General features: G+C 33.5%; 14 protein-coding genes. 4 read left to right on the forward strand and 10 right to left on the reverse strand.

Annotated features, from left to right (window positions below):
* Positions 1-10: 10 nt before the first annotated feature.
* Positions 11-313 (reverse strand): hypothetical protein, encoded by a 303-nt coding sequence (locus tag MY04_RS16135; protein ID WP_066211277.1) that lies wholly within the window; start codon positions 311-313, stop codon positions 11-13.
* Positions 310-759, reverse strand: a complete 450-nt coding sequence (locus tag MY04_RS16140; protein WP_158297737.1) for a hypothetical protein — start codon at positions 757-759, stop codon at positions 310-312. Before MY04_RS16140 ends, MY04_RS16135 begins: the two co-directional genes overlap by 4 nt.
* Positions 760-1057: 298 nt before the next feature.
* Here MY04_RS16140 and MY04_RS16145 point away from each other — a divergent pair, with 298 nt between their 5' ends.
* Complete coding sequence (locus tag MY04_RS16145) at positions 1058-1906, forward strand: flavin reductase family protein (RefSeq protein WP_066211283.1); 849 nt, start codon at positions 1058-1060, stop codon at positions 1904-1906.
* Between the two features lie 111 nt (positions 1907-2017).
* Here the strand turns inward: MY04_RS16145 and MY04_RS16150 are convergent, their stop codons facing one another.
* The 8 genes from MY04_RS16150 to MY04_RS16185 form a co-directional block, all read right to left on the reverse strand.
* Complete coding sequence (locus tag MY04_RS16150; protein ID WP_066211285.1) at positions 2018-2788, reverse strand: phosphosulfolactate synthase; 771 nt, start codon at positions 2786-2788, stop codon at positions 2018-2020.
* A 183-nt stretch (positions 2789-2971) separates the two neighbouring features.
* Entirely contained in the window at positions 2972-4372 is a 1401-nt protein-coding gene (locus MY04_RS16155) for a tetratricopeptide repeat protein (RefSeq protein ID WP_066211287.1), read from the reverse strand.
* A 148-nt stretch (positions 4373-4520) separates the two neighbouring features.
* Positions 4521-5501, reverse strand: coding sequence for an NAD-dependent epimerase/dehydratase family protein (locus MY04_RS16160; protein WP_066211289.1), 981 nt, complete (start codon positions 5499-5501; stop codon positions 4521-4523).
* Positions 5502-5509: 8 nt separating this feature from the next.
* Positions 5510-6295 carry a tyrosine-protein phosphatase gene (locus tag MY04_RS16165; protein ID WP_066211291.1) on the reverse strand — a complete coding sequence of 262 codons (786 nt, stop codon included), beginning with the start codon at positions 6293-6295 and terminating at the stop codon, positions 5510-5512.
* Positions 6296-6465: 170 nt separating this feature from the next.
* Positions 6466-8955 carry a tyrosine-protein kinase gene (locus MY04_RS16170; RefSeq protein ID WP_066211295.1) on the reverse strand — a complete coding sequence of 830 codons (2490 nt, stop codon included), beginning with the start codon at positions 8953-8955 and terminating at the stop codon, positions 6466-6468.
* A gap of 16 nt (positions 8956-8971) precedes the next feature.
* Positions 8972-9907: a polysaccharide biosynthesis/export family protein gene (locus MY04_RS16175; RefSeq protein WP_066211297.1), complete on the reverse strand. Its 936-nt coding sequence runs from the start codon at positions 9905-9907 to the stop codon at positions 8972-8974.
* A 239-nt stretch (positions 9908-10146) separates the two neighbouring features.
* Positions 10147-12117 (reverse strand): protein-disulfide reductase DsbD family protein, encoded by a 1971-nt coding sequence (locus MY04_RS16180; RefSeq protein WP_066211299.1) that lies wholly within the window; start codon positions 12115-12117, stop codon positions 10147-10149.
* A 16-nt stretch (positions 12118-12133) separates the two neighbouring features.
* Complete coding sequence (locus tag MY04_RS16185) at positions 12134-12445, reverse strand: DUF4286 family protein (protein WP_066211301.1); 312 nt, start codon at positions 12443-12445, stop codon at positions 12134-12136.
* Positions 12446-13057: 612 nt separating this feature from the next.
* On the opposite strand from MY04_RS16185, the gene MY04_RS16190 reads away from it, so the two are divergent.
* The 3 genes from MY04_RS16190 (at position 13058) to MY04_RS16200 (ending at position 16271) form a co-directional block, all read left to right on the forward strand.
* Positions 13058-13414, forward strand: coding sequence for an Hpt domain-containing protein (locus MY04_RS16190; RefSeq protein WP_066211302.1), 357 nt, complete (start codon positions 13058-13060; stop codon positions 13412-13414).
* Positions 13415-13428: 14 nt separating this feature from the next.
* Positions 13429-14367, forward strand: a complete 939-nt coding sequence (gene queG, locus MY04_RS16195; protein WP_066211304.1) for a tRNA epoxyqueuosine(34) reductase QueG — start codon at positions 13429-13431, stop codon at positions 14365-14367.
* 428 nt (positions 14368-14795) lie between these two features.
* On the forward strand, positions 14796-16271 hold the full coding sequence (locus MY04_RS16200; RefSeq protein WP_066213382.1) for a BatD family protein: 1476 nt from the start codon (positions 14796-14798) through the stop codon (positions 16269-16271).
* Position 16272: the final 1 nt, after the last annotated feature.

Here is a 16272-nt window from a genome sequence, read left to right on the forward strand (position 1 = left end):
TATACGGTGATCAACTCGTGTATTTCTCCGCCAAAGGATCAGGACTCAACCATTTACTCACAATATCAGGCTCAAGAGTAGCTTCTGAGTACAATGTATCCTTTTTTACAAAAGCGACAATTTCTTGTGTTTTGGTATTTAGAATTACAGATCCAATTTGAACTAAGGTGTCCTGATCGTGAAATTCATTGTATTCCCCTTGGCTTAATGTTGCTACTTTTGGTTTGTAGTTGTATTGCTCAAAAGGATTTTGTGCGAAGGAATTTACACTGATGAGAGAGAGTATAAATAGGAAGTGGAGTAGTTGTTTCATCTTTCATTAAAATAATCGGTGATTTTGTGATAAATTTCAAATGCACTATCAGTTAGGTTTTCATTTGACACCAAACTATCATACCCCGCAGGTATTAGCTTAAACTTTGAAATCAAATGCCCATCATTTTCTATAATAAATTCAATAAATTCAAACTCACCTTTTGGTAAACCATCATTAAAGTATATAGTATCTTTTTTAATAGAAAAAAGTTCAGAGTAAATAGTATTAATATTTATTGTATCTGGTTTTGATATGGAGTCCTCTGATATTTTTTCAGTTCTAATGTATTGGTTCTTTGAGATAGTATTTTCTGTAATTATATATTCCTTTGGAAAATATCCATTGGCAAATGAAGCATCTATGATTCTTATTTTTTGTTGTCCAAAAGTATTAATAGACATCAAAAAGAGAATTAGTAATATTAAATTATTCTTTGTTTTCATTTTTATATATACACCAGATCATTTCTAAAAAAATTATCTTCCATCAGCTTTCATACTACAAAATCATCAAAAATAGCTCCAATCAATTTATAGACAATACATTCAATATTACCCTAAACGCTATCAAAAAGTAAATTGTAATTTCTATTTAGGCTTCACTCTTTTTCCTAAAATAATTGAAATAAAACCCAACACATCCTTTTTCAGTTCTCTATGAGAATTAATAATCTTATTCTATATTTGATAAGACCATCCATCTGAATAAAATCAGATCATAAACAACTACCATATAAACACCATGAAAAAAATTATCCCATCAGAGATAAGCACCTCAGAAATGCATTCTTATCTTTTGAATGCTATTGCTCCTCGTCCTATTGCTTTTGTAAGTACGGTCGATGCTTCTGGAAAAGTGAATCTTAGTCCTTACAGTTGCTTTAATTTCTTTGGAGCAAATCCTGCCATTTTTGTGTTCTCACCTACTCGAAGTGTGAGAGGAAATGCCTTAAAACACACTTTAGAGAATATACAAGAGACCAAAGAGTGTACAGTGAATATTGTGACGTATGATTTCGTGCATCAAATGTCGTTGTCAAGTACGGCTTATGATAAAGGTGTGAATGAATTCGTGAAGGCTGGATTAACGGAAACTCCTTCGGATATCGTGGCTCCGCCAAGAGTAGCAGAGTCACCTGTTCAATTCGAATGTAAATTAAGAGAAGTGATGCCTATGGGCGATGAAGGAGGAGCAGGAAATTTAGTCATTTGTGAAGTGGTTTGTATTCATGTCAATGAAAACTACCTTAATGAAGAAGGTGTTTTGGATTCTGCAAAATTGGATTTGATGGGAAGAATGGGTGGCAACCTCTACGTGAGAGCATCAGGTGATGCCTTATTGGGAATTCAGAAACCCATACAGAAAAAGGGAATTGGTATTGATCAATTGCCTTTGCACATTATTGAGAGCAATATATTAACGGGAAATCATTTGGCACAATTGGCCAATGTAGATCATATTCCTACAGAAGCAGAGTTGAGTACTATAGAGACTCCACAAACTTCTTCTTCAGAGGAAAATCATACGCTAGCAGCTCATCTGATCAATAAAGGAATGATTAATGAGGCTTGGAAAGTGTTATTGTTTTAAATAAAAATGAGGTGATCTCAAAAAAAACAAAAGCCCCGGATTTAAATCTGGGGCTTTTGATACGAGGTCTTCACAAAGGATGAGATTACCTCTATTTATATATTTTATGGATTACTTCCAGCCTTCGTTTAAGAAGTCGTGGAAAGTATCTCCTCTTAAACCTAAACGGATAGTTTCTAAAGGAATTACTTCTTTAGGAGCAATGTTACCCAAGTTCACGTTAGTACCAATCAATTTGATAAACCAAACTTGTTGTGCTTTTTGAGGTGCTTCCCAGATAATTTTTTCGTAAGGAATTTGAGTAAGAATTTCTTCTACCAAACCAGATCTTACTTCACCAGAAGAACGGAATAAACCAACGTTACCACCTTCTCTAGCTTCACCGATTACTTTCCAAGCACCAGCATCTAATTCAGCACGCATTAATTCGATCCATTTGTAAGGAGGAATAATTTTTTCTTCATCCTTAGATCCTACCTCAGATACAACAGTTGCACGCTGAGATAATTTGTGAATATACTCACATTTTACATCGTGAGCCATGTCCATAGATCCGTCTGATACTTCAGCGAAATCCAAGTTGAATTTATCAAGAACTCTTAAGTAATCTTCGAACTGATCGCGAATAACGAATGCTTCGAACAATGTTCCACCTAAGTATACTTTAATTCCAGCTTCTTGATACAGGTTAATTTTTTCTTGTAGTTTAGGATATACGTAAGAAGTAGCCCATCCTAATTTTACTATATCTATGTAATCACCCGAAGTTTCTAAAATATCTTCTACTTCACGTAGGGACATTCCTTTGTCCATTGCCATCGTTAAACCTTTGTCTCTAGGCTTTGCACTTCTTTCAGGGAGATTATTTAATACGTAATTCATCTTCAGACGATTTGTAATAAAAAAAATCGACTACAAATTGATACAGAAGTCGATACATTTTTACACCGCAGAATGATCTAAAAAGCTTAGAATTTTGCGATGCGTCGCAATTTCGTAAAAGCCTTTATTATTAGAGGTATAATTATGTTAAAAAATCAAAATACTTGAACAATTTTTCAATTATTATCTTTTGAACTTATCAATTGCGGATTTTAGAATTTGTTTCATCGATTCCTCAGGCATATAATCAATTAATTCTTGATGTGCATCGTAGTCGAGTTCCAATGCTTTTTGAATAGAAGTAAAAGCCTCATTCATCTTACCATCAAGTAATTGATAAGCGGCTTTACGATAATATAAAGAAGCATGTTCTGGAATATTATTGATGGCTTTTTTCATAACCTCAATCGCCTCGTCCATCTCTTCGTTTTTGCTGTACACCTCAGACCAATCCAACCAAATACCTATTTTATTCGGATTTAGACTAGTAGCACTTTTGAACGCTTCAATTCCAGCAACGAAATTCCCTAAAGAACTTTCTGCTTTTGCCAAGGCATACCAATACTCATCATAATGAGGATTAAGCTTTACCGCCTTGTTTAAATAATGAGTGGCTTCAAGGAAGTTGCCTAGTTTTCTGTGGTTCTCTCCTACTCCAAACCAAGCATCATCGTAATCGACATCAATTTCTAATGCCTTTTTAAAATAACGGATACCGACATTGTAATCCTCCATCATTTCTGATGCAGCACCTAAATGACAGTACAACTCTGGTGTTGGTTTTTTAGTGACTTGTAAAGCTTCTAAGTACTTTCTGAACGCATTGGCAAATTCTTTTTTGTTCAAATAACAATGCCCCATATGCATGTAGGCATTTTCGAACTTTTCATTGACCAATGTAGCATATTCAAAAGAAGCCAAAGCCTTATCAAATTGTTTGGCCTGACTAAAGAAAATACCTTTGTTGTACCAACTTTCTGCTTTATAAGGGTTGAGATCAATAAGTGCTTCCAATAATGTTTCAACATCACCTAACTTATTGAGCTTAAGTGCTAAATCGTAAAGTTCGTATACCGCTTCTTCTAAAGATTGATCTTCAGCAAGGGCAGATTTAAATACTTCATAGGCATCATCAAATTGATCTGCAGATAAATAAGTGATGGCCATGTTATATAAAAGTTCGCCTTTTTCTGAGGCATGACTTTCATCCAACGCTTTATAAAAATACCCGATGGCTTTTTCAGTTTCTCCTAAAATTGAATGGATAGTGCCTTTTTGGAAAAGCACGATGTAATCGTTTGGAGCTATTTTTTCCGCCTCATTAGATAATTGTAAGGCTTCTTTATAATTGCCCATATATGCACTAATCTTAGAACGATAGACTTTGATTAATGCAGAATTTGGGTAAAAGCTTTCGGCATGCTCACAAACGCTTAAAGCTTTATTGATTTTAAATTCCTCAAAGTAATATTCTAAAATTTCCTCAAAAGTGTCTAGGTCGTAGAAATCGCTACGTCCTTCTTTAAGGTTTTTCTCATATTCTTTGATGACCTTATTTATATCGTCGTTAAATTGATTCGACATCGTAAAGCTCCTTGTTTATTAATTATTTAGTACCCAATAATTAAGCTTGGGTTTTATAACACAACGCAAACAACAATATCGTAATAAATATCGAATGTTAGAAATGTAAACTGTGTATATAATTAAACTGTATGAAGGTGAATTAGGTTTAGTTTTGATGTGTTTTTACCCAATTCATGGTCTCTTCTAAAGGTTTAAACTGAAGTTGAAGCGTTGACATGGCTTTATCACTTTTATATACATTCTGAGTGTACATTGTGCGTACCACATCTTTCGTCAATTTCTTCTGCTTTCCAGTAAATAAACTGATAAAACCTTCAAAAGAAGAAGCCAATTGAGTCAGTTTTTTAGAAATCTTTTTCTTTGGAGGAGCTACATTCAAACCATCGGCCATTAGTTCTAAGGCTTTTTTGTAAGGAATAGAATGTGCATTGAGAATAAATCGTTCACCAGAAATTTGTTCGTCGAATACTTTAACCACAGCATCGACGACATCGCGTATATCTACAGAACTAAAAAATCCGGTGGGATAATATTTCAGCCCTTTTTTTACCGTTTGGAAAATCGCCAATGAGCTTCTAGAGAAATCACCTACACCTAAAATCACAGACGGATTTAAAACCACTACTTTTAAACCTTCTCTGTATCCTCTCCACACCTCTTGCTCAGCGTTGTATTTAGATATACCATAAGCAGAAACACCTTTTTCTCCAGTCCATTTAGAGTTTTCGTCAATTTCATTGCCAAATTCAGGGACACCAAGAGCAGCAATAGAACTGATGTGAATAAACTTTTCAACATTTGCTTCTAAAGCCATATTTACTAGGTTTGCTGTACCATCAACGTTCACAGATCGCAATTCTTCTAGTCCTTTTTCAAAAGAAACAATAGAAGCGGTATGTACAATGTAATCCACACCTTGAAGTGCTTCTTTAAGAGTATTAGGGTCAAGAATATCCGCTTCTTCCCATTGAATATCATCTTTGATGTCTTCAATGAAAGAAGTATCATTTTTTCTCCCTTTTAATGCGATTATTTTAGCTTTTTGCTGATGTAATGTTCTAGTGATGTATCCACCGACAAAGCCTGTTGCTCCGGTAATGAATACTTTTTTTCCTTCAAGTTGCAAGGTGTAAATTATTTTTGTGGCACTTCTTTTATGCTATGGTTTAGCAAAGATAAGCCAAGAGCCTTATTATAGTACGATAGTTTCCTTACTTTTTCTAACCAATGTAGATGTTTTGCTTTGTGAGTGTCGGTTCCGATAAAATCTACGTGTCCTTCATCAATCAATCTTTCTGCATAACGTTTAGCATTCGAAGAGTAATAGCCTGCTAATGAAAGGGCATTGATCTGAAGTAAAGCACCTAATTTTTTCCAACGAACGATTTCGTCAAAGTTATTTTCGTAGGTATATCCATATCTTTCGGGATGGGCAATGACGGGCTTATATCCTTTTGAAATGGCTAAGAATATAGCTTCATCAATAAAAATACATGGATTAATAAATGAAGTTTCCATCAACAAGTAATTATCTCCGAAGGTCAAAAACTTCTCGCCTTGTCTGAGTTTTTTGATAAAAACATCATCTAGATAATATTCTGCTGCTGCATCAATATCTACAGCGATACCTTCTTCTTTTACTGCTGTTCTTACTTCCTCTAGTGCTTTATGGATAATTTCTGGAGTATTTTTAAAAAAGTCGCTCATCACATGGGGGGTAGCTACTAATTTAGTATAACCCATGGAGTGCAATGATTTGATAATAGCTAAAGATTCTCCAATATTCTGAGCACCATCATCAATTCCAGGAAGGAAATGGGCGTGCATATCAGTAGTAATTGGAGGTCCCATGGGTTCCTTAATTACTTCTTTATTTTTAGATTGATCCTTTTTCCCAAATAACTTGAATAACCACTTCATAAATTATGATGATCTTTTTCCTGAGCACTAAAAATATACCCATCACTTTAAGTGATGGTATTATTAGGTTTTTTGTTTATCTACAGAAATTACACAAACTTAAATAATAAGTAATACTACAAAATGTGGATGAAATTAAAAAATTACAATTCTGGGATCAGAGGTTAGACCTATTTTTTAAACCATTTTTTCCAGAATGGTTTCTTTTTATCATCAAAATAAGCGACATCTTCCTCAGTAAGATCAGAATCATAACCGTATGTATATCCATAACCATAACCTTGAGAGCTATACGTCATGGTTCCATAGCCGTAACCATATCCACCGTAACTTCTACGATCTGGAACTGAGTTAAGTACAATAGAAATATTTTTAAACTTACCTGATTTGTAAAGGTTGTTTGCGTTATCAATAAACGATTGTTTAGAGTAATCTGCTCTGACAACATAGATTGGATTGTCGGCATGTCTCATTACAATCATACCATCAGTCACCAAACCTACAGGAGGAGAATCTAGCATAATGACATCAAACTTCTCTTTTAGTTGTTTGATAAACCTTTTGAAATTATTGGATAAGATCAATTCAGAAGGATTTGGAGGTATAGGCCCTGCACTAATATATTTTAAGTTTGGTATATCAGTTTCTTGCATACAATCTTCTATTGTATTTTGTCCTACTAATATAGATGATGCACCTATAGTGTTACTTCCTCCCATGGCTAAGTGGACTTTTGGTTTTCTTAAATCAAGATCGACCATAATCACTTTTTTATCCGACATAGCAATAATACCCGCTAAGTTAGAAGCAACGAATGTTTTACCTTCACCACTAATTGTAGAGGTAACAGAGATCACTTTAGATGTTTTTTGTTCTTTTTCCTCTTCGGGATTATCATCTAAGAAATCTGATACCATAAAGTCTAAATTGGTACGAATAGAACGAAAAGCCTCTGACATAGTCGATTTTGGATCAGTTGATACAACTAATTTCGATACTGACATTTCTTCTTTTTCATATTTAGGAATCAAACCAAGAATTGGCATGTTCGTTCTTCTTTCTAAATGCTTTAACCCATTGATTTTGTCCATCAACAAGTAATTGATCACAATAAGTAATACTGATAAGAAAATACCTACAGCAATAGCAATAGCTATGGCAATCATTTTCCTTGGGCTAATTGGTGCTGTTCCTGCCCGAGGGGCATCGATTACTGTAGAACTTTCAATGGTACTAGCTTGAGCCATACTGACCTCAATAAGTTTATTGGTCAAAAGATCTGATATGTCAGTGTAAATGGAAACCCTTTTTTCGATTTTCTTTAAATCAGGATCTCCTCCAATATTTTGGAAAAATACCGCCCTAAGTTTACTTATTTCTCTTTGTAGATCATTGATGTTCTCATCCAAAAACTGTTCAGCAAAGCGAATAGATTCTGCGACTTCGTATCTTAATTTTTTATACAGTTCCAATGTAGAATTACTTGCAACTGTATTAGAAGTGTAAGATTCTCTGATACGTAGTGCTTCAGTTTCTAATTTGGCTAGCTCGTCTAAACTAGATGAAATACTTCCATCAGTAAGAATTGTTGCATAAGCCTGAATGTAGACGATACTACTATCTGCCTGAAGCAACGTTCTTAATTTTTGATATTTCTTCTTCTCTGACTTGAGAGAGTTTAATGATTTTTCTAACTCTTGAATATTTCCTACAATTGGCCCAGCTTCCATATAAGAACTAAGGTCCTTATTGAAGCTCATCTCACGCATTTTAGTTTCCAGATTATTTAGAGAGTCTTTCGTAATATCAATTTGTGAATACAGAAACTCCAATGCTCTTTCATACACCAAAGCTTTACCTTCTCTTGAAAGCTGACTGTAAGCTTTATTGATAGCTTCTAGCACTCGTTCTGCTTTTTTTCTATTTCTAGCAGTAAAGGAAATTTGAATAGTTTTCGCCTTTGGATCATAAATCATTACAGATAAGTTCCTTTTAAGAAAACCGATAATGCTCGCTTTAGAATTGAATGTGAAACTATATTTATTCGTTTCTAGTATTTTATTTTTTGGAGTAATAATCAATGACTGACCTCCTAAAATAATGCTTTCACCAGAACTTCCTTTTATTTCTTTTTCAGTTTGCCCAACCTTATAGGTAATCACATACTCCTTACCTTCATTTGAAAACTGCAGATAGAAAGGTGTATTTTTTAATGCAGGTTGTTTTCCAGATGGATAAGTGAGGGTAAATGGAACTCCGTCTTCGAATAATTCAGAATCACGAACATCACCTACAGAATAATATTCTACAGATAGATCTATGAGAGAATCTACGATACGTTCGTACATTACACCTGAAGTAATCAAGGCCATCTCACTTTCTAGCTTCCCTTCTTCAAGAGAACTGTTGGTGATACCAAACTTCTCGGCAAATTCCTGAGAGGATGAGGTTAATTTTACTTGGTTTAATGTATTTGCTTGATATATTTCGGGAGTCCATCGAATATAAAGATAGGCGGCTACACCACTCAAAATTAAGAGGAGAATCACCCAAATAATGTTCTTCTTTACGACAAACTCGAGTTTATCAAAATCTATATCATTGGCAGAACTTTCTTCGTTGTTCTCTAAGTCCTCCCATTCTTTTTCAAAATCACTCATAGAATATCTTTAGACTTTAGTTTCCAGTAGAAATTTGTTGGATCAATAGATAAAGTGATACAACACTTGATACTACACTAACTAAAAGGGTCAAATCTTGTAAATTTCTTGTATCCGATTTTCTTCTTGGCTCAATGTAAATTACATCGTTGGGCATTACATGAAGGTTGGCTTTGCTTAAACCTTGGATTGTACTTAAATCTACGATTTGAACAGAAGGCTTATTAAATCCGAGTACAGGATCAGGACGTACCATTCGAATATTGGTCGCCATAATATCGTTTTGAATTGGAACACCATTATTCCTAGCTGTATTTGCTCCTTGCTGAGAAGCTAATGCAATGATTTCCAAAAGTGTCATGTGTTCGTTTCGAAGCGGAACAATCTCTGCTCCTGTTGCTCCCATAACAATTACTCTTTTGTTGGTATATTGAGTAATTACGTATGGCTTTTGATAAAACTTACTGTATAATTCAGCTAGTTTTTTATTGGCTTGATCTAGGGTTAAACCTTTTAATTCTACATTTCCAATTAATGGCAGTTCTGTTGTCCCATCACTTTTAATCAAATATTTTTTCGGATCGTCACCGTTTTCCCTAATAGGTGCATTCAAGGCACTGTTCGGACTTTCGATCATTCCGTTGTTGTTAAGGTTGGCATTACCACCATTTCCTCTTTGAGAAGCAATTTGCTTAGTTGTTAGAAAATCACCGTTTGGATCGACTACTTTTTCACCTTCGTTGGTAAATACAGACATAGCGATATAGTCATCTACATCTATTGTGTAATTGTTTAAAGCGGAGTTTTCAGCATTTAAGAAAGCTTCATCGTTGATATTTTGTTCTGTTTTAAAAAGAATACTCTTTCGAATGGAACAAGATGATAAGCCAAATGCTAAACTGATGGTAAAAAATAGAAGTAAGTATCTTCTGAAAAAATATTTGCTATTCATGTTTATGTCTAGATCATATACTTATTTGATATAAATAAGTATGTAAAAGCAGTTGCAAAAAATGAGCAGAATTAATCATAGGGCCTTTATTTGATGAAAATTAATTCATCTATTATAGGTTAAAAGTAAAAATAATAAAAAAGTCCACTTCATAACCTCTATGAAGTGGACTTTTTTATGAACTGTATGAGATGGAATCAATATTATTTTATTCCAACATCAAATAGTAAGGTGAATTCTTATTTTTTGAATGCAGCTACTCCTGAATCTAAATAATCAACGAAGTTCTGCACATTTAAATCATATGCTTTAGGCTTCACTAAAAGATCTCCTTCACCATTTAATAAACAGTAGAAAGGTTGTGCATTACTTTCAAATTTCGTGATTTGGAAATCGAAGTTTTTAGCTCCTATTGTCTTTTTCACATTTTTATCAAAAGTTGAAGTAATCCATTCGTCTTCTGGTAATTTTGTTGGATCGTCTACATATAATGCAAGAATGATATAATCCTTTTTCAAGCGACTTAAGACTCTTGGATCCGACCAAACATTGTCTTCCATTTTACGACAGTTAGCACAGCCGTGACCAGTAAAGTCCAAGAAGATAGGTTTACCGAATTTCTTTGATGCCGCTAATGCTTGATCATAATCGAAATATCCTTTTAATCCGTGAGGTAATTCGAACAGCTCTTCGTATTTGATTGGATGAATAAGTGTTTCTTTTTTATTTCCTCCAGATAATTCTGCAAATTCTATTTCTTCTCTGATAATGCCTCTTAGATCAAATGTATGATGTGTTTGAGGAGGCAAAATTCCAGATAAAAGTTTTAATGGTGCACCAAATAAACCTGGGATTAAATAAATGACAAAAGTGAAAACAATTGTTGCTAAAATCATTCTAGGAGGGCTGATTGTATCTGTTGGAGAATCGTGAGGTAATCTAATTTTACCCAATAAATACAATCCCAACATTGCACTAATTGCAATCCAAATGGCCACCATGATATCTTTATCTAACAATCTCCAGTTATATACTAAATCTATTGTTGATAAGAATTTAAAGGCTAAAGCTAATTCGACAAAACCTAAAACAACTTTTACAGAGTTTAACCATCCACCAGACTTTGGAAGACCTTTCATTAATCCAGGGAATAAAGCGAATAATGTAAAAGGTAAAGCAAATGCTGAAGCAAAGGCGATCATACCAAAGATTGGTTTTAAGAAGGCTCCACCTACAGATTCAATCAAGATAGTACCTACAATAGGACCTGTACAAGAGAAAGAAACCAATACTAATGTGAATGCCATAAAGAATACAGCTCCTAATCCACCTTTATCCGATTGCTTGTCCATTTTATTTACCAATGAACTTGGTAAAGTGATTTCGAACATGCCAAAGAAAGACAATGCAAAGACAATAAAGATGATAAAGAATAATGTATTTGGCAGCCAGTGTGTACTAATTGCATTGGCTACACTAGGGTCTCCTGTTAACGGAGCTAATACAGCACCAAAGAAACCGTAAATAGCGATAATCGAAAATCCATATAAAAATGCTTTTGATTTACCTCCACTTTGATTGGTAAAGAATGATACCGTTAGAGGAATCATTGGGAATACACATGGAGTAAATATGGCTGTTAAACCAAATAAGAAAGCTGAAATCATAAATCCTAATAGACTTTCATCGGAGTCTTGCCCTGATGAAGAAACCGCTTTTAGTTCTGCTTTATCCACTTTTGGTTCAAGAGTAAAATCTTTCTGTAGAGGAATACAAGATCCAGTTTCATCAGAACAGCTTTGTCCATTCATAGTTACTTCAATCTTGTAGTTAGGATCAAGAATTTTTACAGTCTGTTTAAACGTACCTTCCTTTTTAAAATATCTAATATTTCCTTCCCATATCTCATCGTATTTTTCTGATGAGTTAATTGGTAATAATGTGTCGGCTACTTGGAATGTAGCATTAGGTTTAAATTCTGTTGAGGTAACGATGGGACCTAATTCATGATCAAAATCGTTGGAATATAAATACCAACCATCGTTAATTTTTGCCTTAAATGTGATCACTACTTCCTCTCCAGCTTTGGGAGATTCGTTAGAAAGAGTAGCTGACCAAGATACAGGGTTAATAATTTGAGCTTGGGTAGTGATGAATGTCCCAAGCAGCAAAATAGTAATGAAGCTAAATGACTTAAAAAATTGTTTCATTGTAAGGTTTGTACGATTAAATGTTTTCTTCTCTTAGTACAGAACGGAATTGAGAAACCTTCTCACCAAACTCTGCTTTTAACTTAGTGTGTAAATCACCTTCAAACTGACGCATAAACTGATCAACTTTTAATAAATTTTCGACATCAAGCATTAAAGCGAAGTTCGTACCGGTTTGTTCGGCCTTTTCAGATAGAAGTTTCATGAGCTTATACCCTGTAAAACATTGGGTGTTCATTACTTCGTTAATAAAGAAAGATTTCATCCACTCTTTCCAAGGTTGAAGCACTTCGTCATCAACATGAAAGGAAATGTTATATATGATCATGGTATAGATTTTTTCGCAAAATAAAGAGTATCAATGAAGGCATCACTATGATTCTGCAAACTTTTATCAAATAAGTATAAAAGATACAATTAATATCAATTACTAAATTGATAAAACGTTGTATCAATACAAATAAAGTCATATTCAATAATACTTAAACAGTTTAAACTTCCTTACAGTTTGTAAATTATTCCCTTTGAGAGGAAGATTGTAAATAATTACGTTCTACATTGTTGTTATTCTGTTTCCTGATGAGTAGAAAACAAACTTTTATAAGTAATTAAATAGGTAGAAATAAATATTTAATTGTAGAGATATAATATTGAAAGATTTATGATAGAAGAGCGTAATTAATTACGTGATATTAATTGATGATTTTATTTCAAATGATACAAATGTAAGTTCTCCTCTATATTGATAGTGAAAAGCCTGATTTTAAGTAGAAAAATTAAATAGAATAATTGATTAAGGGGTCAGAATATAAATTATTAAATAGTTCGCTTTGTAAAGATTTTACTTGATTTTAAAGAATCAATAAAGATTTCTTTGATTCTTTAATTGGGTAAACATCCATGAAAAAACGGAAAAATCTTTATTTCTGTTTTATTAGTAATGGAAACTATTTATATTAAAATATATCGAACGATACCACTTCTTAAAGAAAATGTTTGGGTTAGAATTAAAAACTATGCTAAAGAGGAACAGTTCAATAATTTACTCCAATCATTCGAAAAAGATTTTTATAAATTAATATCTCAGGCCAAAGTTTCTATGAGGAATAAAAGGAACGAAGAACTTAGAACTTGCCTTCATACATTAAAAGGAATCGCAGGAACAGTAGGTGCTAACCGATTACATCAAATGGCAAAAGGGGCCGAGAGATTAGATATTGATACTTTAAATAAAAATCATTTTATTGAAGAAATTGAGAAGTGTGCAGAAGATTCCCTTAGGGAGATGAAGAATTAATATTCAATATAGAAGTGAATAAAAAATCACAAAAAGAAAAAAATGCCGCACTCATTAAAGCAGAAGCAAAACGCTTGGGTTTTAGTGAGTGCGGCATTGCTAAAGCTAGATTTTTAGAGGAGGAAGCCGATTTTTTAGAAGAATGGCTTAAAAATGGGATGCATGGCGAAATGTCGTATATGGCCAATCATTTTGATAAACGATTAGATCCAACCAAACTTGTGGAGGGAGCTAAATCTGTAGTAATGCTTTCTTATAATTATTTTCCAGAAAAAGATGTAGCTTCTGAAGATACTTATAAGGTAGCTAAATACGCTTACGGAGAGGATTATCATTATGTGATTAAAAGGAAACTAAAAGATCTTGTAAAATATATAGAATCTGAAATTGGAGAGGTGAACGGAAGAGTATTCGTAGATTCTGCTCCGGTTATGGAACGTGCTTGGGCAAAACAGGCAGGGTTAGGTTGGGTAGGTAAACACTCTCTCCTTTTAAACAGATCTATGGGAAGCTTCTTTTTTCTTGCTGAATTAATTATTGATTTAGAATTAGAAGAGGATCCACCTATTAAAGATTATTGTGGTACTTGTACTCGCTGTATTGATGCATGTCCTACAGATGCAATTCCTCAAAAAGGCGTGGTAGATGGTAGTAAATGTATATCTTATTTAACTATTGAGTTGAAAGATTCCATTCCTCAAGAATTTGAAGGGAAAATGCAAGATTGGATCTTTGGGTGCGATATCTGTCAGGATGTATGCCCATGGAATAGATTCTCAAAACCACATCAAGAAGAATGTTTTAACGCTCATGAAAAGTTAGGCGATATAAATAAAAAAGATTGGGAAGAACTCACAGAAGATGTTTTTAAGGAGGTTTTCAGAAAATCAGCCGTAAAAAGAACTAAATATGAGGGATTAATGAGGAATATTAATTTCGCAAAAAAAAGGTGATTGCTTAAAAACAATCACCTTCTTATTTAATTTTTTTCTATGTTTAATTATCCTACTAATGCGTAAGAACTTATTTGTTTATTGCACTCATTTTGAATCATGAAAGCGTAGTTTGGAAAAGCTAACTTTCCCCATGATCTTAGCGATAGTACTTCGTTAATCGATAAGATCCCCAATGATTTGCGTAATTCTTTCAAAAAAAGATGACGATCAAAAGCAACCTTTTTTAAAATGATTTTAGAATATTCGAGCATGATCGGGTTTATTACTTGGTGTTAATATAAAAATATGTTGGACAGTAGACATTTAATTTTTTGTCTAAACTAATTTACGAAAAAATAGTGTAATAGTTACATTTTATTTGAGAGAAGTCAATTTTTTAGAATTTTTTTACATTTTTTCTAGTTATGAATTCTGATCTTTACGGAATGAAAAAATATACATATATCATAGACAATACTTTTGGCTTATTAAAAGCTTCTTTATTCGCCTTGTTGTTTTTTGTTGGGGGAAATGTATTTGCTCAAACAATAGAACTGAATATTGGTAAAACAGATATAGGTATTAACGAAAGCTTTGAAATTACTTTAACAGTAAAAAATGGAAGGATGAATAATTATTCTGAATTTCCAGATATTCCAGGCTTTAGAAAAGGAAGACCCTCTTCTTCGTCTCAAACAACCATTATTAATGGTCAGGTTTCTACTCAGCAAAGTGTTACTCAGTTGTATCAACCAACAAAGCAAGGAACATTTACATTAGCTGCTTTTACAATGAAAGTGGGTGATAAGTCTAAAAATCATCCTGGAGCATCTATTAAAGTAGGAAAACCTGTACAAAGACAAACGTACGATCCCTTTGCCGATTTCTGGGGAAGAGGAAACTCATTTGATAGAAATCAAGATAACCAACAATTTATTGATGTGAAGGCGGATGCGTTTTATGCCGTAAGCACAGATAAATCATCAGTATACAGAGGAGAAGGTTTTAAGATGGATATTTCGTTTTATATCGCTATTTCGAATCAAGCGGAATTAGAGTTTTATAAAATGGACGAACAAATTACCAACATATTAAAGGCAGTGAAACCTAAGAACTGTTGGGAAGAGAACTTTAATATAGAATCTATTCGACCTCAAATCATCACTATCAATGGTAAATCATATAGACAGTATAAAATATATGAAGCCATGTTCTATCCTTTAAATACAGAAGATATTGTGATTCCTACAACTGAGTTGGAAATGGTTAAATATCAAGTTTCTAAAAGACAATCGTTTTTTGGAAGAGAAAGAAAAGAAGATAGAGAGGTTTTCAAATCAAAAGGGAAAACAATCAGAATAAAAGATCTGCCTGATAACCCTCAAAAAGAATTATCGAGTGTAGGTAACTACCGTTTGAGAGAAAAATTAAGCGATAAACAATTAAAAACAGGGGAAAGTGTAACACTAGAATTTAGAGTGGAAGGAGAAGGAAACATCAATGCTATCCGTCAGCCGAATCTTAGCGAAACTGACTCTTTATTGTTCTATCCTCCTTCAGTTTCTCAGAGCATTAATAGAGCAAACGGAAAGGTAGTGGGAGCAAAAACTTTCCAATATTATATAGAGCCTCAAGAGCCTGGAGAATATCTATTAAAAGATTTTATTTCTTTATCGATATTTAATCCGAGGACAAAGAAGTATCAAACACTATATCCAGAAGGTAAGATTGTTGTAGAAGGAGAGAGCTTGCGAAATGCTCAGATTTCTAAATCTGATTTAGGATCTTTCTATGATGCGATGAAAAATGCCAATAATTCTTTGTTATTCATGGACGATACGAATTGGGTTAAAATAATTTTGAACATCTTTGTGGTCATTACTATTGGTTTAACTGTCTTCATTAATGTGAAGAAATTTTAGT

The sequence above is a fragment of the Flammeovirga sp. MY04 genome, assembly GCF_001682195.2.
Taxonomy (GTDB): Bacteria; Bacteroidota; Bacteroidia; order Cytophagales; family Flammeovirgaceae; genus Flammeovirga; species Flammeovirga yaeyamensis.